Source organism: Parasphingorhabdus pacifica (assembly GCF_054779195.1).
Genome location: NZ_BAAGYS010000006.1, coordinates 183,685 through 203,276 on the forward strand (window position 1 = coordinate 183,685; position 19,592 = coordinate 203,276).

Below are 19,592 nucleotides of genomic sequence, written 5' to 3' on the forward strand. Positions count from 1 at the left end.
GCGAAGCTCAGGGGCGGTCCAGGTGGCGGGCGATGAGCAGCCGCTGGATTTGGTTCGTGCCCTCGAAGATCTGCAGGACCTTCGCCTCCCGCATGTAGCGCTCCGCGGGGAAGTCCCTGGTGTATCCGGCACCGCCGAGCACCTGGACCGCGTCGGTCGTCACCTTCATCGCCGCGTCGGTGGCGGTCAGCTTCGCGACCGACGCCTGCAGGCCGAACGGCAGCCCGGCGTCCCGCCTGCGCGCCGCATCGAGGTAGGTGGCCCGCGCGGACTGCACCGCGGCGGCCATGTCGGCGAGCATGAACTCCATCCCCTGGAAGTCGAAGATTCGCTGCCCGAACTGGTGCCGCTGGCCGGCGTAGTCGACGGCGAGGTCGAGCGCGGCCTGTCCGAGTCCGACCGCGCAGGCCGCGATGCCGAGCCGACCGGAGTCCAGCGCGTCCAGCGCGATCTTGAGCCCGTCGCCTTCGGCGCCGATGAGCCGGTCGGCGGGAACCCTCGCCCCGTCGAACAGCAGCTGGGTCGTCGGTGAGCCGGTGAGCCCCATCTTGTGCTCCGGTGCGGCCGCTGCCAGCCCTTCGGTGGAGCCGTCGACGAGCAGGCAGCTGATGCCGCGCGGACCGTCGTCCGAGGTGCGGGCCATCACGGTGTAGAAGTCGGCGATCCCGCCGTGGGTGATCCAGGACTTGGTTCCGGTGATCGCGTAGTCGTCGCCGGTGTGCTCGGCTCGGGTGCTCAGCGCGGCGGCGTCGGAGCCCGCATGCGACTCGGACAACGCGTAGCCGCCGAGGGTGTTGCCGCCGAGCATCTCGGGCAGCCACCGGTCCCGCTGCTCGGCGGTTCCGTAGTTCGCGAGCGGGAAGCACGACATGGTGTGCACGGACAGGCCGACGCCCACGGTCATCCACGCGCTGCTGATCTCTTCGAGCGCCTGCAGGTAGACCTCGTACGGCTGGGCACCGCCACCGTGCTCCTCGGCGTACGGCAGTCCCAGCAGACCGCTCTTGCCGAGCAGGCGGAACACCTGGCGGGGGAACTCGCTGCGCTCCTCGTGGTCGGCGGCGGCCGGGGCGAGTTCGTCGCGCGAGATTTCCCTGGTGAGGGCGAGCAGGTCGGTCGCTTCTTCGGTGGGCAGCAGGCGTTGAACAGGCATGGCACGTCGTCCCATCGATACTTTCGGCAGTACTGTAGGACTACTCAGAGTACGGATGGATATGTCGGAAGGGAATCTGGATCGATGACCGGTCACCTGGCGGGACGCGCGGTTGTGGGAGCCTCTTGCCCATGACCACCTCCGAGTCGACCGTCGGCCGCGGTGGCTCGCGGTCCCGGCCGGTGAGCGCGCGCCGGGCCGAGCTGCTGGACAGGCTCCGCGACCTGTTCCTCGCGGAGGGGTTCGCCCACTTCACGCTCGACGATCTGGCCGCCCGGCTGCACTGCTCGAAATCGACGCTCTACACGCTGGCCGGGAGCAAGGAGCAGTTGGCCGTTCGAGTGGTGGGGCACTACTTCAAGGAGGCCACGGCGAGCATCGAGGCCGAGGTGGCCGAGATCGTCGACCTCCGGCAGCGGATGAGCGCGTACCTCCAAGCGGCCGCCGAGGCGTTGCGACCAGCGTCCCGCCAGTTCATCCGGGACATGGCCGCCAACGAGGCGACGCGCGCCACCTACGAGTCGAACGCGCGGGCGGCCGCCGACCAGATGCGCTCCTTCATCGGCGCGGGCGTGTACGCGGGGGTGTTCCGCGAGGTCCACGCGGCGTTCGTGGCGGAGATGGTCAGCCGGACGATCGTGTCGATCCAACGCGGTGAGATCGGGGAACGAACCGGGCTCTCCGATGCCGAAGCCTTCACGGCCCTGTCGCAGTTCCTGAACGGCGGGCTGTTCGCCGAGACAACCGACCCGCAGCGGATGGAGGAATCGTGATCGTCGTCGGTGGCGAGGCACTCGTCGACCTCGTTCCGGATCCGTCCACGATAGACGGTGAAATCGGTCCGTTGCACCCGCGCTTGGGCGGCGGCCCTTACAACGTCGCGATCGCGTTGGGACGGTTGGGAATTCCCGCCGGGTTCCTCGCGCGGTTGTCCAGCGACCAGTTCGGCGACAAGCTGCTCGACCGGCTCCACAACTCCAATGTGGATGATTCGCTCGTTCGACGCGGCGCGGAGCCGACGCCGTTGGCGGTCGTCGGGCTGGGCGCCGACGGATCGGCGCGCTACACCTTTCACACCGCGGAGACCGCGAGCCGGTACGTCGAGGACCCCGGTCCGCTGCCGGCCGGGACCAGTGCGGTCTCGCTCGGCACGCTCGGCATGGTGCTGGAGCCGGGAGCGAGCGCCTACGAGCGGTTGCTGTTCCGCGAGGCCGAGTTGGGCCGGTTCGTGGCGCTCGACCCGAACATCCGAGCGGACCTGGTCGAGGACCCCGCCGCCTACCGCGCGCGCTTCGAGTCGTGGTTGCCCTCGGTGAGCCTGCTGAAGCTGTCCGTCGACGACGCCGAGTGGCTAGCCGACGAGGACGATCCGGACGTGTTCGCGGCGGTGCGCCGGTGGCAACGGGCCGGGCCGGCCGGCGTGGTGCTGACCAGGGGAGCGGGCGGTCTCCTCGCGCTGACCGCCGCAGGCGAATGGATCGAGGTCGGGGGAGTGCGCGCGGACGTGGCCGACACCATCGGCGCGGGGGACACCGTGCAAGCCGCTCTGCTGGCCTGGTTGCGCGAGGCGGGAGCCCTGTCCGCGGCGACGTTGCGTTCGCTCGATCCCCGACGTTGGGAGCAGGCGCTGCGATTCGCGGCTTCGGCCGCGGCCGTCACCGTTTCCCGGCCGGGGGCCGAACCGCCGTATCGGTCCGAACTCGGCTGGTGAGGCGAGCGAGCGGGGGGGGGGTTCCGATCTTCGGGCCGGGTGAGCCGGTCACGGCCGTCTCGCGCGGGGCTGTTCGCGGGGCCGCTCCGAACTCGCCGCACCGCCCCACGGTCAGCGGTGCGGTCCGGCTCGTCGGCTTTGTCCGGTCGCGGCGGTGAGCTTACGCTGGAGCGGTGATGGTGCGGAGTTCGTGGCTCGCGAATGCCGTTCTGTCGCTGAAATCACGCCGTACTGCTTCTTTTGGGTGATCGGGGTCATGCTTTGGCCGCGCACAGCTATGTGATCGTTGTCCCACCTGCCCAAAAGGACTAACACGATTGCTGCGCGACGACCCCACCGCGGTCTAGCGTGGCAACGGACAGGACCCCAACGGGGTGGTGCTGCGACGTCCGGATACCCCGGCCGGCGCGTCCCACGCAGTTCGACACATCGAGGACCGACACGCCTCGGCTCCACGTACGTCGTCGGCGAAAGCGCTACCCCATTTCACGAGCGCGAGAGGTTCCCGAATGCCCGACGACGCGACCGCCAAACGTACCGTCGCGCTGCGCTATGACGCTGGCGACCACGAAATGCCGGTGGCCCCTGCCACCGAGGGCGCGCCTGGTGTGGATCTCGGCAAGTTGCTGGCCCAGACCGGTTTGGTGACGCTGGATCCGGGCTTCGTCAATACCGCGGCTTGCAAGTCCGACATCACCTACATCGACGGTGATGCCGGTATTCTGCGCTACCGCGGTTACCCGATCGAGCAGCTGGCTTCGAAGTCGAACTTCATCGAGGTCAGCTACCTGCTGATCTACGGTGAGCTCCCCACCCAGCAGCAGTACACCGACTTCTCGGAACGGATCCAGCGGCACACCCTGCTGCACGAAGACCTCAAGCAGTTCTTCGACGGCTTCCCGCGGGACGCACACCCGATGCCGGTGCTCTCCTCCGCGGTGTCCGCGCTGTCGACCTTCTACCAGGACAGCCTGAACCCGTTCGACGACAACCAGGTCGAGCTGTCCACCGTCCGCCTGCTGGCGAAGCTGCCCACGATCGCGGCCTACGCCTACAAGAAGTCCGTCGGGCAGCCGTTCCTCTACCCGGACAACTCGCTGGGCCTCGTGCAGAACTTCCTCCGGATGACCTTCGGATTCCCGGCGGAGCCCTACGACGTCGACCCGGCGCTCACCCGTGCGCTCGACCTCCTGTTCATCCTGCACGCCGATCACGAGCAGAACTGCTCCACCTCGACCGTGCGGATGGTGGGCTCCTCCGAGGCCAACCTGTTCGCCAGCGTGTCGGCCGGCATCAACGCCCTGTTCGGCCCCCTGCACGGTGGTGCGAACAGCGCGGTGCTGGACATGCTGGAGGGCATCCAGGCCGACGGTGGAGACGTCGACTCGTTCGTCGAGCGGGTGAAGAACAAGGAGCCGGGCGTCCGGCTCATGGGCTTCGGTCACCGGGTGTACAAGAGCTACGACCCGCGTGCGGCGATCGTGAAGAAGACCGCCGACGAGGTGCTCAGCAAGCTCGGTACCAACGACCCGCTGCTGGACATCGCACTGAAGCTCGAGGAGAAGGCCCTCGCCGACGACTACTTCGTGGAGCGCAACCTCTACCCGAACGTCGACTTCTACACCGGCCTGATCTACAAGGCCATGGGCTTCCCGACCAAGTACTTCACGGTGCTGTTCGCCCTCGGTCGGCTTCCGGGCTGGATCGCCCACTGGCGCGAGATGCTGGTGGACCCCTCCCGCAAGATCAGCCGGCCGCGCCAGGTCTACACCGGCGAGCCCGAGCGGGCCTACACGCCCATCGGCGAGCGCTGACTCGCCTCGTCGCACGTCACGACCCCGGCCCGGATCATCCGGACCGGGGTCGTCGCAGTTCGGGCCCCGCTGTGTCGGCCGCTGCGGACGGGCCTCAACGGGAACGCAGCGCGTCCACGAGCTTCAGCCTGGCCCCGGTGTGCAGGACGGCGCGGCCGTAGATCCGCCCGCCGAGCCGCAGCAGCCCGAGGACCGCCAGTGCTGTCGTCACGAGGGACACGGCGATTTCCCAGGGCGCGGCCACGCCGAGCGCGATCCGCATCGGCATCAGCACCGGGGAGAACCCGGGCACCATCGAGAGCACGGCGCCGAACCCGCTTTGCGGATCGTCCGGCAGTACCGACAGCCCGATCAGGAACGGCACGATCAGCAGCATGATCACCGGAGTCGTGACGCTCTGCAGATCCTCCTGGCGGGACACCAACGACGCGGCCGCGGCCATCACGGTCGCGTAGGTGAAGAACCCGAGCAGGAACCACACGAGGGTCCAGAGAGCGGTGCCGAGTACGGCGTCGGACGGCAGCGTGATCAGGTCGCCCACCGAAGTGGCGACGAGACCGGCCACGATGATGATCAGCAACTGGATCAGCACCGCGATCCCGATCCCGACCACCTTGCCGGCCAGTAGCTGCCTGGGGCGGATGGTGGCGAGCAGCAGTTCGACGACCCGACTGGTCTTCTCCTCGACCACGCCTTGGGCCACTGCCTGCCCGGCCACGATCAGGAAGAAGTACAGCAGCATGCCCGCGGCCATGGCCAGACCGAGCCGCTCGCCCAGGTGCGGATCGGGAGGGTTCAACAGCTGTACGTCGATCCGCGCTTCGGACAGCGCGGCCTGCAGGTCGGCCGGGTCGAGACCGGCCTTGGCGAGTTCGGTGTAGAGGACCCGCTGCTCCAGCACCGCGTCGAGAGCCGCTCGCAGCTCCTGGTCCAGCTCCCGCTCGGCGAGCACCGTCAGCCGGCCGGGAGGCCCGGCGGTCACCACCGCGTCCAGCCGACCCTCCTGGAGCTGGTGACGCCCCTCTTCGAGGTCGGCGACGGCGTGCTCCTCGATCGGCTCACCCATCGACTCCGAGACGCGGGCGAGCTGACCGGACACGACCGTCGACTGGCCGGTGAATCCGACGGCGGTCGCACTGCTCTGCCCGATGAAGAACATCAGCGCGGCGTATCCCGCCATCATCGCGATCGTCGCCAGCGTGCCGAGCGCGAACGCGCGACTCCGGACCCGACCGGTGATCTCGCGGCGGGCCACCAGCCATACCGCATTGGTAGTGCGCGGCGTGCTCACGTTCCTCGCTCCTCGGTGACGACGTTGCGGTAGAGATCGGAGAGGGTCGGGCGGTACCGGTTGAACTCCCGCACCGGTCCGGTGGCCAGCGCGGCGCGCAGCACCGTTTGGTCGTCCGCACCATCGGTGAGCTCCAATGTCGTGCGCTGATCGGCTGCTTCGACGACGCGCACCCCGCGCAGGTCGTCCGCCCAGCCGCGCCGCGCTTCCGGCGCCTCGACCACGAGGGTGGTCGGGCCCCGGTCGCGGAGTTCTTCCACCGTCCCGCACGAGACCATCTGCCCCTGTTGGACGATTCCGACCCGCTGGCAGAGCCGTTCGACGAGTTCGAGCTGATGGCTGGAGAACACCACGGGCACCCCGGCCGAGCACTGCTCGGTGAGCACTTCGCTGATCGTGTCGACCGCGACGGGATCCAGCCCGGAGAACGGTTCGTCCAGCACCAGCAGCTCCGGCTCGTGGACGAGTGCCGCCGCCAGCTGCGCCCGCTGCTGGTTGCCGAGGCTGAGCTTCTGCACCTCGTCATTGCGGCGGGCGGCCAACCCGAGCCGGTCGATCCACTGCTCGGCGGACGTCCGGGCGTGCTTGCGGGTCAACCCGTGCAACTCCCCGAGGTACGTGAGCTGTTCGAGCAGCTTCATCCGCGGATACAGGCCGCGCTCCTCCGGCATGTATCCGATTCGGCGACGTAGCTGTGCGGTGAGCGGGGATCCGTCCCACCGGACCTCGCCGGAATCCCCCGCGAGCACGCCGAGCACGATGCGCATGGTCGTCGTTTTGCCCCGCGCCGTTGCTTCCCACGAATCCGAACATCTCGCCCGCGGAGACGGTGAAGGCCATGTCGCGGAGTGCGGTGGTGTCCCCGTACTGCTTGGAGATCCGATCGATCTCCAACCCACTCGCAGGCACGCGGTTCCCCCTCGTCGATGGTCGCCCGGTTGTCGACGACCATCCTGCCGGATCAGGCCGCTTTGCCGTGGAGGAACAGAGCAGAATCCGGCATTTCAGGCCAGCACGCCGTGCAGTGCCCGCTGCACGATCTCCTCGACGGTCGGGCCCGCCGCCGCCCGATCGGCCGCGACGAGGCCGATCCGGCTGCGGCGATCCAGCACGTCATCGGCGTCGAGCGCACCTTCGTGACGGACCGCCCAGACCACCTCGGCCGCGGTCAGCGGCGATGCCGCGCACACGCGCCGAGTCAGTTCGGCGTCGAGCTCGCCGATGGCCGCGACCCGGGTGGCCTCGGTGCCGTACGTGCTCACCAGCCGTGGATCGGCCTCGACGGCCGCCAGCGAGTCGCGCGGGGCCGCGCCGACGAGCGGGACGGCGGTGGTGCGCGAGGGACCCGCGTGCAGTCCCGCGGCGCGCACGGCGGTGTCCACCGCGTCGGCGGCCGTCCTGCGATACGTGGTGAGCTCGCCGCCGATGACGGTCACGACCCCTTCGGGCGAGGTCAGCACCGCGTGCTTGCGGGACAGGTCGGACTCGTCCGATCGGCCGAGCAATGCCCGGATCCGGCCGCCGGCTGCTCCGGGGCCGGAGGCCAGCAGCGGGAAGAGCCCGGCGAACGAGCCGAGCACGTGTTCCCTGCCGAGCGGGCGGCCGAGCGCATCGCGCATCGCCCCGAGCAGGAAGTCCACATCGGAGTCGGGGACCTCGGGAACTTCGGAAACGGGGGGAATCGGGCCGTCCAGCGGCTCGTCGGTCACTCCCAGGTAGGCGCGACCGTCCGGTTGCGGGAGCAGCAGCGCGAACCGGCCGGGTCCTCCGGGCATCGGAACGGCCAGCGAGGTGCCGGCCAGCCCGGCCGCCGCCGCGTCCAGCACGAGATGCGAACCGCGAGAGGCGTGCAGCCGTACCTCGGGCGAAAGTTCACCGGCCCACACGCCGGTCGCGTTGACCACCGAACGCGCGTTGATCCGAAGCGACTCACCGCTGTGCCGGTCGACCGCATCCGCCCCGTCGTGGTCCAACGCGTCGATCCGGACGCGCGTGAGGATGCGGGCGCCGAACCCGGCGGCGGTGCGCGCGAGGGCCACGACGAGCCTGGCATCGTCGGTGAGCCGGCCGTCGAAGCTCAGCAGCCCGCCCCGCAAGCCGTCCGACCGCAGTCCGGGGACCAGCGCAGCGGCTTCCACGGCCGGGATTCGTCGCGGCGCGGGTAGCACCGATGACGGAGTACGGGCGCTCCGGCGCAGCGCGTCCTCGGTCCGCAGACCGGCCGAGAGCGTCGCCTCGGTACGCCGGGACACGTTGTGGTGCAGCGGGACGAGCTGCGGAAGGGGCCGCACCAGATGCGGCGCGGTGCGAGTCATGAGGGTCCCGCGTTCGACCGCGCTCTCACGGGCGAGCGGGAGGTCGCCGTGCGCGAGGTGGCGGAGTCCACCGTGGACGAGTTTGGTCGACCAGCGGGACGTTCCCCACCCGAGGTCCTCGGCTTCGACGAGGGCGACCGACAGCCCGCGTGCCGCCGCGTCCAGTGCGACTCCGGTTCCGGTCACGCCACCGCCGACGACGACCAGGTCCACCGGGCGACCATCGCCCACCGCGGCAAGTTCGTTCGCTCGCCGAGCTGCGTTGAGGGAGGTCGCGCGCAGCGATCCGGCCGGTAGCGGCGTGGTGTTCAAAGCATTTCCCCGTGGGTGGGCTGGAATGGGTGGGCGACGGCCTCGGTGGGAAGGAGTGCGGCGTTGAGCTGGCTCGCCAGTTCCGCGCGCACGGCCCCGATGTCGGTTCCGCTGGAGGCGGGCTTCACGGACAGGACGAACGACTGGGCCATCACGAGCAGTACTCGGGTTTGGGCTGCCGGATCGGACCGCCGGATCGACCCGTCCTCGTGCCCGGCCAGGACGTAGTCCCGCAGGAATCTCTCGGCGGTCAGCTGGGCGCTGCCGAACCGGTCCACCAGGTAGGGCAGGAGCAACTCGGCGTCGGTTTCGAGTACTCGGCGGAACAACGGGGCTTCCTGCAGGAGTCGCACGCTGGTCACCAGCGCGGTGACCAGGCGCTGCCGGGCGATGCCGGTGCCCGCCGAAGATCGGGCCCGGTGGAGGATGTCGGAGAACTCGGTGGTCATCAGCGCGGTGACCATGCTGCCGACATCGGGAAACCGGCGGTAGAGGGTCATCCGGCTGACCCCGGCGCGGCGTGCGATCTCGGTGAGCGTGCTGCGGCGGACCCCGTTGTCGAGCACGCACTCGTGCGCGGCCCGCAGGAGCGCGGCATCGTCCACCCGGTTGGTCGCGGGCCGGAGGAGCTCGGCGCCCGCGCTTCCGCCGTGCCCGATGCCGCGCGGTTGCGGATCGTGCTGCGGCGCGGTGTGTTGGCGCGAGGTGTGTTGGCGCGAGCTGGGCTGGCACGAGCTGCTGTGACGTTGCGACGTCATGTGTAACACTCTAGTGCGCAGCGCGCTGACTGACGATGCCGGGAGCCGGGCCGCATCGGGTACCGGGAACATCCCTTCGGTTGCGCGTGCGGTGCCGCGCACGCGCAACCGAACGCGAACCACGGCGGGTAAAGGGTCGCACGCCCACGGGACGTGGGCAAGGGCGCTGCCGTGCCTGGGAGCGCCGGGCGTACGACCCCGTCCGGGCCGGTCAGTCGATGGTGACCAGCATCTTGCCGGTGTTCTCCCCGCGCATCATGCCGAGGAAGGCCTCCGGTGCGTTGCGCAGACCCTGCACCACGGTCTCGTCGTAGTGCACCTTGCCATCGCGGACCAGCGGCGCCACATCGGCGAAGAACTGCTCCTGGCGGTGGAAGTGGTCGATCACGATGAAGCCCTGGAGGGTCAGCTTCTTCGAGACGAACATGAACATGTTGCGCGGCCCGGGGGTCGGCTCGCTCGCGTTGTACGTCGAGATCGCACCGCAGGCGGCGATCCGGCCGAAGTCGTTCATCCGGGCGATCGCGGCTTCGAGGTGTTCACCGCCGACGTTGTCGAAGTAGACGTCGATGCCCTCAGGTGCGGCCTCCTTGAGCTGCTCCGCCACCGGCCCGTCCTTGTAGTTGAACGCGGTGTCGAAACCGAGTTCCTCGGTCACGTAGCGGACCTTCTCGGCCGAGCCCGCGCTGCCGATGACCTTCGCGGCCCCGTTGAGCTTGGCCAGCTGTCCGACGAGCGAGCCGACCGCACCCGCCGCGCCCGAGACGAACACGGTGTCGCCTTCCTTGAAGTTCGCCACGTGGAAGAGTCCGGCATAGGCGGTCAAGCCGGGCATGCCGAGCACGCCGAGGTAGGCGTTCAGCGGTGCCGCGTCCGCCGAGACCGGCACGGCGCGCTTGTCGTCGAGCGTCGCGTATTCGCGCCAACCGGCCTGGTGCAGCACGTGCTGACCGGGCTGGAACTTCTCCGAGTTGGACGCGACGACCTCACCGACAGCGCCACCCTCGAGTGCCTTGCCCACCTCGAACGGCGGGACGTAGGACTTCTGGTTGTTCATCCGCCCGCGCATGGCGGGGTCCACGCTCATCACCTTGTTGCGCACGAGGATCTGGCCGTCTCCGGGAGCGGTGACTGGTGCTTCGACGATGTCGAAGTTCTCGTCGGTGGGCCAGCCGGTGGGGCGGGAGGCGAGGCGTACTTCGACCCCGGTCGCGGGCGTTTCCTGGTTGGTCACGAATCCTCCAATGCGGAACTATTACGTTCCGTAATTTTACTCCTCATGTCCGAAATCGGCCATGCATTCGGCCGTCCCGCGAACGCCGCCAGGCTGGAACCTCGGCCGGGCGACCGCCACGAGCAAGGGAACCTTTCTGTCACATGTGGCAGAAAGGTTCCCTTGCCGCACGGTAGGCCTCAGCTCGAATCCGTGCGCTTCCGGCGCATCGACCAGCGAGGAGCCCGGACCGCCTGGTACAAGTCGTAGAACGCCTTCTGCACGGCGTTGACGCTGGTTTCGGGGTTGTCCGGAACCGCTGACGAGTCGGCCTCCGGCATCGTCGTCACCCGCATCCACCGCTCCTCGAAGAGAGCCTCCATCGCGGCGTTCCAGCGGGACTCCACCTCCTGGACCGTCCACTCGTACCGCCGGTCCGCCTCCTCGGTGCGCGCCCGACCCGAGGCCACCAGCTCGCCGAGCTCGGTCGCCTTCTCCCGTTCGACCTCGCGCATCCGCTTGGCGGCGCTGGTCGCCAGCGAGGTGATCTCCTTGTACCGGACCGCTGCCGGTACCCGCTGCGGCTCGCTCACCGGTTCGCTCCCGAGGTAGACGCGTCGAACCCGGCCTCTCCGGCGGGTGGGCCGTCCGCCGGAGGCGCATCAGTCCTGCCCGTATCGGTCGTCCCCGCGTTGGAGGGAGCGGGCAGGTCGGCCTCGCCCAGGTCGAACGGGAGGATGACCTCGGGGCGCGAGTGCGTCAACCGGTCGAAGAACAACCCGCGACGCGAACGCGGCGACCAGTTGACCACCTGTCCCGCGGCGAAGGCCGACAGCTCCTGGCCGTGCACGTCGAAGGCGACCCACGCGCCGATGTCGTCGACGGGACCCATGCCCAAGCTGTTCTTCAGCCGCTGCGCGCTGCGCCACCAGCCGATCGTGTGCACGCGCACCTCCGGGCCCTGCTTGAGGATCTTGCGGAGGTGGTCCTGGCCGCTGGCGCGCGTTTCGGGGTCCTTGTGCTCGAGCAGCGCGTGGGCGGCGTCGGCCGCGTAGAGGACCAGGCAGTGCCGGACGTCCGACGAGCCGGAAGACCGGGTGTCGACGGTCTCCGCCAGCGAGGAAAGCGCAGGCCGAATGCCGTCGAGCCGCACGAGGTCGACTTCGTGGCCTGCTCGCCGCAGCGACTCCACGACCCGCCGGACGTCCTCGTCGGCTTCGTCGACCAGCCCGGCGATGGTGAACCTGATCGTGCCGGGCTCGTGCTGGCGCGCCAGCGAGAGGCAGGCGGCACCGAGCACGCTGGTCGCGTCGACCTGGACCGACCCGAGCACCGCGACGTTCCGCCCTGGCGAACCGGCCAGGGGGACGGCGGCGGCGGTGCCGTCCACGTCGATCACCTTGCCGAGGAGCGTCCTCGGGGCGACCCCGCGTTGGGGGCGGAGGGCGGCATAATCGTCCATACTCGACAGAGAAGGCAGGACGGAACCGTCGAAGAGCCGTGGCGGTTCGGAATTGTCCGCTCGACTCTCCCACATTCGCTGCTGCAGGGCGTCGAAAGTGTCCTTTGTGGTCGCATTGGGGATGCGAGCCACCTCGTTGCCGTGCCGCACCCCGGACTCGTGGTTGACGACCGCGTGCCAGCGGGGCAGGTCCACCGCGGTGGAGTTCTGGTCGGCCAGCACCCTGCGCGCCTTCGGCAGCGCGATTCGGAGGATGAACTGCTCGAAGATCGCGGGCTTTCCCCAGAACGCCTCGATCCCCGAAACGTCCTGGCTGGCCAGGACCAGATGGATGCCCTGGGACCGCCCGCGGCGGGCGACGTCCTCCAACAACGTGGTCGCCTGCGCGGACACCGAATCGCGTTCGGCGAACAGGTACTGGAACTCGTCGATCACCGCGACGATGCGCGGCCATCGCCCATCGGGATCTTCGGCCCGGAGCTCTTCGAGCTTGGTGACCTCGTGCTCCTTGGCCGCGTCCGCGCGCCTGCGCATCTCGGTGGACAGGAAGCGAAGCAGGGCCAGCCCGAACTCGCGGTCGGTGTTGACGTTGACCCCCACGAGCTGGGCGTGCGGGAGCCAGCTGGGATCTCGCCTGCCGGGGGTGAACTGGGCGAAGGACACGCCCTCCTTGAAGTCCAGCAGGTACAGCTCGAGCTCGTCCGGGGAGTAGCGAGCGGTCAGGCCGCCGAGCATCCCGTAGAGGAAGTTGGTCTTGCCCGAACCGCTGGGTCCGCCGATCAGGGTGTGCGGGCTGGCGTCGCCCAACGTGATCCACACCGGTTCGCCCTCGTCGAAACCGACGGGAGCCTGCAGCCCACCGGCGGAGTGGTGATTCCACAGCCGGTCGGGCACCAGGTCGTCGAACGTCCGCACTCGGGCGCGGCGGGCGGCGAACGCTTCGGCGATCGTCGAGCACGCCCTGGTCACCTGGTCGCGCGGCGGGGAGTCGTCGAGTCGCAGGATCGCTTCCGGCCCGGTCATGCTGGTGCGGGCCGTGCGGGAGTCGAGGAAGCTCACCGACTCCAGCGAACTGTTCACGGTCATGGGCAGGTCGACCACGATGAGGTGGATGCCGCAGGCGACCCCGTTGCGGGCCACTCGTTGCAGCTGCTGCTGCTGTTCGTCCCGCAGCGGCTCGCCGTTGCCGAACAGCACCGCCACTCGCCAGGGCTCACCCCGGTGGCCGGTCTCGGCGGCGAGCGACCGCAACGAGGTGTGGCCACCGAGCAATGCGCTGGTGTGGATACGGCGGATGTGGTCGGAGAGTGCTTCGAGCATCTCGTCCAGCCGGGTCGGGTCGTGCGCGGTGAGCAGGCCTGCCCTGGTCAGCGGGTACAAGCCGGGCAGCGTCCCGGTGAGCTGCGCGACGTCCCACACGTGCACCCGCACGAGCCCCGGCTGGTAGTGGCTGAGCATCCGCAGCAGCAGGTCCTGGACGAGGGCCTCGGCGGTTTCGGCCGTTTCCGTCGACGTCGTGATGCGCAGGTGGGATTCGTCGAGGATCGGTACCGCGACCGGGAACGGTCGAGGATCGGGGGAGTCGGGGATGTGCGCGGAGCCGATTCGCCACAGTTCCGGCGGCGGTGTGGTGATGTCGGCGGTTCCGGCCTGCCCGAGCCAGTCCTGCCAGGGCAGGCCTGCCGTGCCGGTCGCGGTCGAGGCGATCAGTTCCGCCAGCTTGGTGGGGCCGTGTTCGGTCCAGTCCTCGTAGATCCGCTCCCGCTCCTGCAGCGCTTCCCGCAGCGCCGCGTCGAACACCGGGTCGGGGGTGCCTTCGATGCCGGACGGATCGCGCTGTGCCTGGGCGACGCCGCCGGTCGCGATCCGCAGGGCGAATTGCTGCCGCGCGAATTCGGCGTGCGCCCGCCCGCGCTCGTTCTCGGCAGCTCCGAGGGCTGTGGCCACGCGGGAGCGTAGGCGTTCGAAGGCTGCTTCGATACGGCTGCGTCGCTCGTTGCGGTTACGCACACCTCACCTCGGTACCTCGGTAGCTGGAAGCGATCAAGCTAGCACCGGGACGGCCGGTCCGGTCCTGGATCCGGTGGCGTGCGGCCATTCGCCGGCGGAACTGCGTTCCTGTGCGTGGTGCACGTTCTCAGCGCATTCGCGGGCTGCTCCTCACAAGCGGGTCGAGAATTCGCGCAATGTGTCGGCCACCTGCTCGACGATCTGCTGGGTTCGTTCGAGCTCGTCGTCGGCTCGTCGCAGGCCGGGAGGTACGACCGTTTCGGGGTGTTCGGGATCGATATCGGCCAGTGCCGCCTCCGCCTCGGACAACGATTTCCGGCCACGAGACAGCTGACCGCGCGCTTGGTCGAGGCCGTCTTCCGCGGTCCGCAGCAGACCGAGCAGTTCGGTGAGCGCCGACACGGTGCTACAGCCGTCCCGCGTAGCCTTCGGCGGATGCGATGCTGGCGTTGATCGTTCCCTGCACGCCGCTGAGGCTCTGCAGAGCCTGGGCGAGCATTCCGTAGGCGTTCTGGATCTCTTCCTGGCTGCTGCCCTGGGTGGCTTCGGAAAGTGCTTGCTGGGCTTCCTCCAGCGCGAGCGTCGCCTGCTGCAGAGCCGCGATGCTCTCGGACGACTTCTGATTGGCCAGAGCGATGCCTGCGCGAACTTCTTCCACGCCTGCCATGTTCTTGCGGACCTCCAGGATGCGCGACGTGGTCGAGATTACCCGTCGCGGACGGTCTTGTGCCGACACACAAGTTAGCGTCCACCGTTCGGCCGCGGTCCGGCAGGGCGCGAAGTGATCACGGCTGCGCGGTGGAGCGTGGAGCGGCCGCTGAGGTGCCGGTGGCGCGGAGTTGGGGCCGCCCGGTCCGCGGGGCATCCGCCACAACCGTCCACAGTGGATTGAACGGACGTGTCGATGCCGGCGCGGGAACGGGGTCGCCCCGGTCGCGCGGCGGGAATCGCTTCAGGAACCTGGCGAAGAGCCGAGCTCCGAGCCGCCCGCCCACGCCTCGACCAGCAGCCGCTCGCCACCGCCGACCAGGGCGTCGAGGAGTTCGGGATCGTCGATGACGGTCCAGGCCGTGGGTGGTTCGCAGGAGACCCGGTGCCGTGAGTAACCCGGCCCCAGTTCGCGGAGGAGATCGCGCACGGCCCTGGACAGCGTGGCAGGCCCCGCGGGCGCGCCGCGCTCCCCGGCACGGCTGATGGTCACCGACCAACAGCCCGGTTCCTCGTCGGAGCAGTCGCCGGATTCGACGAGTCGGCCGCCGGTGGAATCCAGCAACGTGGTGCACGCGGTGCGCGCCGCGTCCTCGTCGGCGGCCCCGACGAGGACGGTGATCAATAGTTCCAGCTCGGTGTCTTCAGCCATCGCGGGACGCATTCTCCCGCATCCGGCGGAAGTGGTCGAAGCCTCGACCACCGTGAGCCTGCTCGCTCCGGGACGGAGGGCTGTTCCGGGCCGGTCAGTCCTCCCTGCGGTGCCGCCCGACGAGCTCGTCGCGGAGGTTCTGTCCGCCCTCGTGCCGGACCGGCGGCTCCGCTCGCTGTTCGGGGGCTGTGGTCCTGCCGCGGGCGGTCTGTTCCCCGGGAGCAACGTGCCGCAGGCCGTAGTGGGTGTAGAGGTCGTGGCCGCTCTCGGTGGAGAGGTGGCCCTGCTCGGTCTCGATGCGCGGCGCTGTCTTGACCTTGTCCTTGGGAACGGTCACCGTGAGCCCGTCCGAGCGGGTGGAGGCCCCCGCCAACGGTACGAATGACTCCTTGGTGCCGAAGAACCCGATGCGGACCGTCACCCATTCGGGCTGATTCGTCGCATCGTCGAGGTAGACGTTGTCGACCCGGCCGATTCTGCTCCCCGCCTGGTCGTACACGGTGCTGCCGATCAGGTCCTGTGCACGGCTGACGTCGTCCATGGTTTCGCCTCGTCCTCGTGGTACCGCCGATGAGCGTGACCTTCGGCCACGGCGCAATCACGCTGCACCGGGGCGAGGGGGCCTGCAACCGGACGAGAACGCGGCGGCGACACGGACGGGTGGCGGCGGGAGCGCGCCGCCGTCCGAGCCGGCCGAAACAGCCGGCAATTCCTTACCTGATCGGGCAGCGGTCGCGCCGTATCTACCAAAAACCGTGACGTGGAGTAGTCGTCAACACGATCAGGTGGACAGCTTCCGTTGCACGAAGGTGAGCAGGTCGCGGAGCACCTCCGCCCGGTTCGTTTCGTTGAAGACCTCGTGCCGCGCGCCCACGTAGATGTGCTCCTGGAAGTCCTGTCCCCGGACCCGGTCGATGCCGGTGCGGGTGTCGGCCTCGGGGACGATCTCGTCGTCGTCACCGTGCAGCCACAAGGTCGGCGCTCGCAGCGGCGGTCCGTCGTTGACGTGCTCGAGGCAGCGGTCGATCGCACGCAGCGTCGACCGCTTGAACGGTCCGTGCCAGACCAGCGGATCGGCCACGTAGTCCGAACCCATCGCGGGATCGCGGGACAGCGCCCCCGGATCTATCGGCGTGTCCGGGATCTCGTCGCCCTCCAGCAGATCGAGGACGTACCAGGTGCCCAGTACGGGTGCCGAGAGCACGACCGCGGCCAGCTCGTCCTGGTGCGACTGCGCGTAGCGCGCGGCGAACATGCCACCGAGGGAATGCCCGATGAGCACGACCGGCAGCCCCGGATGTTCGCCGACGACCGTTTCGCGCACCACGTCGAGGTCGGCGACCACCGACTCCGCGTCCTTGATCAGAACTCGCTCGCCGTCGGAGTGGCCGTGCCCCACGTGATCAGGGGCCCAGACCACGGCTCCGGCATCCGTCAACTGCTCGGCCACCCATTCGTAGCGGCCGGAGTGCTCGCCGTACCCGTGCACCAGCAGTGCTATCCACTCCGGGGCTCGTGGCTCCCAGGTCCGGACAAAGAGCCGACCGGCCGAGCCGGAGACTTCGCGTTCCGCAGACGTCATGAGCACAACCCCAGCACACACCCCGCACCTCGGACCAGCGCTCCGCTCCGCAGGCGCGGAACGAGCACCGGTTCGAGGGTGGGCTGGATTGCCGGCGGACCGGCGAACTCACTGGTGGTAAGCGCTGCCGTCGATCGACCCGTGTCCGCAAACCGGACCGAACTCCCAGCCGATGCTCAACGAATCGGTCTCGTCCGGGGGAATCACGTCCAAACGCTCCGGGGTCGGCTGGCACGGCCCGTCGGTCCGCTCGTTGCCGTGCGGCACGACCGTCCAGTGCAGGGTGGAGCTCGCGGATTCACCAGGATCCAACCGGATCATGGTCGGCCCCGGGTTCGGGGTACGTTCGAGATCGGTCGGTAGCGGAGCACCGTCGCTGCCGATGAGCTGCATACCGCCGTACCCGTAGAGCGTGCACGACTCCGAGCTCGTGTTGCGCAGCACCAGCTCGGCGTAGCGCTGGCCCGCGCCCGGTCGTCCGGGCTCCAACGACCCGGAGAACATCGAGGTGTGGCACCTCGTGACTTCCTCCGCCGGTGCGGAGGTCCGCGGCGGGGGCGGTTTCGGCTGTGCGCTCGAAGCAGCGCCGGAATCCTCGGTGGCCGACGGGATGGCCGGACTCTCCGCTCCCGGCGGTGATGCGGGTGGCTGCGCGTTGTGCACGGGCAGCGTCGTGCCATCGGTTTCGGATGCCGCACCGCAGCCGGCGAGGACTACGGCGGCCAACAGTGCGCCGGTGACTTGGAACGTGCGCTGGGTAGTGCTTCTTGTTCGGTTCGGGGTCATGACGACCACCTCCCACTCCCCGCTCAATCGGCGAGGGTCCGTACTTGGTCCGCTGTTCCCATGGACGCGTGACCTCGCAGGCGGTTGCTTCCCCGTGCGGAATGCCGTCGAACGGACGAAGGACCGAGCCCGCCCCACCATGCATCCGGTGGCCGACTCGTGCGACCAGAACAGAGCAGGGAACCTCGCACGGTGGCCGGACCGACCCGATGTCGCTCGATCCGGGGGCACGTTTGACCTGATCGGCGGCACTACGTGCTCGACACGCTCCGTTAGGTTGGCGGTGCGAAAGCTGCGCCGGCCGGGAGCGACCGGCGGCAGACGACTAGGGGGTCGGAATGGCCGTGCGCATTCCGGGAATCGATGTAGCCAAGTACCAGGGAGAACCCGACTGGGCGGCGGTTCGCGGTGCTGGGCACGCGTTCGCCTACATCAAGGCGACGGAGGGGATCGGCTACGTCAGCCCGACGTTGGACTCCCAGTTGGCGGGAGCACGTGGCGCGGGCATGGTGACCGGGCTGTACCACTTCGCGAGGCCGGACACGAACTCGCCGCAGCAGGACGCCGCCGATTTCGCCGGGCAGCTCGCCCGGCTGGATTCGAGCGCGCCGGGCAACCTGCCACCGTGCCTGGACATCGAGACCGAGGGGCCGGAGCTGGCTGGCTGGATCAAGGGGTTCATCGACGCGCTCCGTGGTCATACCGGTCGCAACGAGATCGTGGTCTACGCGTCGACGTCCTGGTTCGAGGGCAAGCTCGGTACCGACACGTGGGTCGATCCGGGCATTTTCCTCTGGGTGGCGCACTACGGCCGGGAGCCCGGTGCGCCCGGGTATCTGACCGACCGGGTCGCCCTCCACCAGCACGCCTCGGACGGCCGGGTGCCCGGCATCGCGGGTGACACCGACCTCAACGTGTCGATGGTGGACCTGCCGGTCCTCACCGGTGGGGGAGAACCGCCGCCACCCGACCGGCCGGCACCGCCCGACCGGCCAGCACCGCCACCCCAGGCTCCGACGTACGTCGTTCAGCCGGGTGACTCGCTGTCGGGCGTCGGCGCACAACTGGGCGTGGATTGGCGCGAGATCGCCCGGATCAACGAGCTCCAGAACCCCGATCTCATCTACGCAGGCCAAGTGCTGCGGATTCCTGGCTGACCCACGCGGCCGTCGAGAGCCGTGTTCCGGTACCGGGCTCCTCCCGCCCGGACGGAATCCGGTGAATCCTCGGGGTCCGGCGATTCGCGAAACGGAGGCCCGCGAAGCCGTCATATCACCTTGCGTGATCACGTGATCGCATTCTGCGGATTCGGGTCAACGGTTGTGATGTTTCTTAACGTTGGCCTGGTCACCGTCCGTCCATTTCATGAGTTGATCTTGAAATGGACGATTGGCGAGGTAGACGGGTAATGGGCGCGGGAGAAAGCTGATTCCCGCGGGCGGCCCCACCGGGATTCGACGGCGATTCCGTACCCCGAGTCGAGTGTTGCCCGCCGACCCGCACGTGTGATTGTCCTAGAGTCGGGCCTATGGATCCGGCTGACGGCGCACCGGCGCGGCGCGAATCCGGCACGGCAGGCCCGCGTGGAATGGCGTGGACTCCCGCTGAGCGCGGCGCCGGCCGCGGGCGAGGAGTCCGCTCCTGCTCGACGCTCTGTCCTGCCGGTTCGACGAATGGGCGACCGGCGGGGCAGGGGAACCGACCCCGGCTCGCGCACTGCTCGTCCGGACTCGTCGGTGCCGCCGGAGTGCTCGATCGGCCCACCGATGCCGGAACGGGAACGAGTCCGCCGACTCCTCGTCGGGAGTGCGTCGAGAGTTGCGCG

Annotated in this window: 18 protein-coding genes; 4 read left to right on the forward strand and 14 right to left on the reverse strand. The window is 69.2% G+C overall.

What is annotated here, in order from left to right:
• Nucleotides 1-7 precede the first annotated feature (7 nt).
• Entirely contained in the window at nucleotides 8-1,153 is a 1,146-nt protein-coding gene (locus ACYVAN_RS06965) for an acyl-CoA dehydrogenase family protein (protein WP_460956882.1), read from the reverse strand.
• 131 nt (nucleotides 1,154-1,284) lie between these two features.
• Between ACYVAN_RS06965 and ACYVAN_RS06970 the strand changes: the two genes are divergently transcribed.
• The 3 genes from ACYVAN_RS06970 to ACYVAN_RS06980 all read left to right on the forward strand — a co-directional run bounded on the left by ACYVAN_RS06970 (nucleotide 1,285) and on the right by ACYVAN_RS06980 (nucleotide 4,678).
• Nucleotides 1,285-1,926 (forward strand): TetR/AcrR family transcriptional regulator, encoded by a 642-nt coding sequence (locus ACYVAN_RS06970; protein ID WP_460956884.1) that lies wholly within the window; start codon nucleotides 1,285-1,287, stop codon nucleotides 1,924-1,926.
• Entirely contained in the window at nucleotides 1,923-2,864 is a 942-nt protein-coding gene (locus ACYVAN_RS06975) for a carbohydrate kinase family protein (protein WP_460956886.1), read from the forward strand. Before ACYVAN_RS06970 ends, ACYVAN_RS06975 begins: the two co-directional genes overlap by 4 nt.
• 509 nt (nucleotides 2,865-3,373) lie before the next feature.
• Nucleotides 3,374-4,678, forward strand: a complete 1,305-nt coding sequence (locus ACYVAN_RS06980) for a citrate synthase (protein ID WP_460956888.1) — start codon at nucleotides 3,374-3,376, stop codon at nucleotides 4,676-4,678.
• A 94-nt stretch (nucleotides 4,679-4,772) separates the two neighbouring features.
• On the opposite strand, the gene ACYVAN_RS06985 is transcribed toward ACYVAN_RS06980, so the two are convergent.
• From ACYVAN_RS06985 to ACYVAN_RS07045, 13 genes are all read right to left on the reverse strand, one after another.
• Nucleotides 4,773-5,969, reverse strand: a complete 1,197-nt coding sequence (locus ACYVAN_RS06985) for an ABC transporter permease (protein WP_460956890.1) — start codon at nucleotides 5,967-5,969, stop codon at nucleotides 4,773-4,775.
• On the reverse strand, nucleotides 5,966-6,868 hold the full coding sequence (locus tag ACYVAN_RS06990) for an ABC transporter ATP-binding protein (RefSeq protein WP_460956892.1): 903 nt from the start codon (nucleotides 6,866-6,868) through the stop codon (nucleotides 5,966-5,968). The genes ACYVAN_RS06985 and ACYVAN_RS06990 overlap by 4 nt, the downstream gene beginning before the upstream one ends.
• A gap of 105 nt (nucleotides 6,869-6,973) precedes the next feature.
• Nucleotides 6,974-8,596, reverse strand: a complete 1,623-nt coding sequence (locus ACYVAN_RS06995; protein ID WP_460956894.1) for a glycerol-3-phosphate dehydrogenase/oxidase — start codon at nucleotides 8,594-8,596, stop codon at nucleotides 6,974-6,976.
• Nucleotides 8,593-9,354, reverse strand: a complete 762-nt coding sequence (locus tag ACYVAN_RS07000) for a TetR/AcrR family transcriptional regulator (protein WP_460956896.1) — start codon at nucleotides 9,352-9,354, stop codon at nucleotides 8,593-8,595. Before ACYVAN_RS07000 ends, ACYVAN_RS06995 begins: the two co-directional genes overlap by 4 nt.
• Before the next feature lie 211 nt (nucleotides 9,355-9,565).
• The gene (locus tag ACYVAN_RS07005; RefSeq protein WP_460956898.1) at nucleotides 9,566-10,588 is read right to left on the reverse strand and encodes an NADP-dependent oxidoreductase; all 1,023 of its coding nucleotides are present in this window, start codon (nucleotides 10,586-10,588) and stop codon (nucleotides 9,566-9,568) included.
• 179 nt (nucleotides 10,589-10,767) lie between these two features.
• The gene (locus ACYVAN_RS07010) at nucleotides 10,768-11,160 is read right to left on the reverse strand and encodes a hypothetical protein (RefSeq protein WP_460956900.1); all 393 of its coding nucleotides are present in this window, start codon (nucleotides 11,158-11,160) and stop codon (nucleotides 10,768-10,770) included.
• Nucleotides 11,157-14,039, reverse strand: coding sequence for an FtsK/SpoIIIE domain-containing protein (locus ACYVAN_RS07015; RefSeq protein WP_460956901.1), 2,883 nt, complete (start codon nucleotides 14,037-14,039; stop codon nucleotides 11,157-11,159). The genes ACYVAN_RS07010 and ACYVAN_RS07015 overlap by 4 nt, the downstream gene beginning before the upstream one ends.
• A 150-nt stretch (nucleotides 14,040-14,189) precedes the next feature.
• Nucleotides 14,190-14,441, reverse strand: a complete 252-nt coding sequence (locus ACYVAN_RS07020; protein WP_460956903.1) for a hypothetical protein — start codon at nucleotides 14,439-14,441, stop codon at nucleotides 14,190-14,192.
• 4 nt (nucleotides 14,442-14,445) lie between these two features.
• The gene (locus ACYVAN_RS07025) at nucleotides 14,446-14,775 is read right to left on the reverse strand and encodes a hypothetical protein (protein ID WP_460956905.1); all 330 of its coding nucleotides are present in this window, start codon (nucleotides 14,773-14,775) and stop codon (nucleotides 14,446-14,448) included.
• Between the two features lie 216 nt (nucleotides 14,776-14,991).
• Nucleotides 14,992-15,399: a hypothetical protein gene (locus ACYVAN_RS07030; protein ID WP_460956907.1), complete on the reverse strand. Its 408-nt coding sequence runs from the start codon at nucleotides 15,397-15,399 to the stop codon at nucleotides 14,992-14,994.
• 94 nt (nucleotides 15,400-15,493) lie between these two features.
• Nucleotides 15,494-15,940, reverse strand: coding sequence for a PRC-barrel domain-containing protein (locus ACYVAN_RS07035; protein WP_460956909.1), 447 nt, complete (start codon nucleotides 15,938-15,940; stop codon nucleotides 15,494-15,496).
• A gap of 240 nt (nucleotides 15,941-16,180) precedes the next feature.
• The gene (locus ACYVAN_RS07040; protein WP_460956911.1) at nucleotides 16,181-16,981 is read right to left on the reverse strand and encodes a lysophospholipase; all 801 of its coding nucleotides are present in this window, start codon (nucleotides 16,979-16,981) and stop codon (nucleotides 16,181-16,183) included.
• Nucleotides 16,982-17,089: 108 nt separating this feature from the next.
• The gene (locus ACYVAN_RS07045; protein WP_460956913.1) at nucleotides 17,090-17,767 is read right to left on the reverse strand and encodes a DUF4232 domain-containing protein; all 678 of its coding nucleotides are present in this window, start codon (nucleotides 17,765-17,767) and stop codon (nucleotides 17,090-17,092) included.
• A gap of 338 nt (nucleotides 17,768-18,105) precedes the next feature.
• Between ACYVAN_RS07045 and ACYVAN_RS07050 the strand changes: the two genes are divergently transcribed.
• Nucleotides 18,106-18,924, forward strand: coding sequence for a GH25 family lysozyme (locus tag ACYVAN_RS07050; RefSeq protein WP_460956915.1), 819 nt, complete (start codon nucleotides 18,106-18,108; stop codon nucleotides 18,922-18,924).
• Nucleotides 18,925-19,592 lie beyond the last annotated feature (668 nt).